The sequence below is a fragment of the Shewanella sp. 0m-8 genome (assembly GCF_052977265.1).
This window is the reverse complement of record NZ_JBRIMB010000112.1, coordinates 1-678: the sequence shown is the minus strand read 5'-3', so window position 1 is coordinate 678 and position 678 is coordinate 1. Positions and strand designations below refer to the sequence as shown.

Sequence of the window (678 nt, the reverse complement as noted above, 5' to 3'; positions counted from 1 at the left end):
TAGAGGCCTAGGACACCGCCCTTTCACGGCGGTAACAGGGGTTCGAATCCCCTAGGGGATACCACTATTTAAAATAATGAGATTTCGGTCTGATTGTTTAGCGTAAAATGGGGCCTTAGCTCAGCTGGGAGAGCGCAACACTGGCAGTGTTGAGGTCAGCGGTTCGATCCCGCTAGGCTCCACCAAATTTATCATTCAGATGATAGACACAAAAAAACCACCTAAGGGTGGTTTTTTTGTGTCTAAATTTTGAACATACTTCGTTATTGTTTCCACTCAAGTTTTAGCGGGCACGCTTTAATTCTTCTGTGCATTTGTTGTTTAATACTTTGTACTGAGTGTCCCAAGTTTAGGTTGAAACGAATATTGAATCTTTTTTTAGGATCTGGAAGCTCAAGGACTGGGTACACTTAATGACTCGACACGTCTCATCAATGTTAGGGGAGGGGGGGATACCAATCAGTATAAAGATGTGGTCGCTCAGAGAAAGTTTAGCGGCACAGAGACAAGGTCATTAAATGCTCCTCGGTAACTGCTCTTGCGTTACTCTACCGCCTATATCCATATAGTCGTGCATTTATGACATTCACCACATCTGACGTCCAGGGATGGAGGAAATGTCTTATGTATGTCGGGAACATACAAGACCATGTGGTTTGCAACGAGTGAAGCGCATAG

At 44.2% G+C, this 678-nt stretch carries 1 tRNA gene; it reads left to right on the top strand.

Annotated elements, in window-relative coordinates:
* The first annotated feature begins 109 nt into the window (after nucleotides 1–109).
* Nucleotides 110–185, top strand: a tRNA-Ala gene (locus ACVBIO_RS21595).
* Nucleotides 186–678 lie beyond the last annotated feature (493 nt).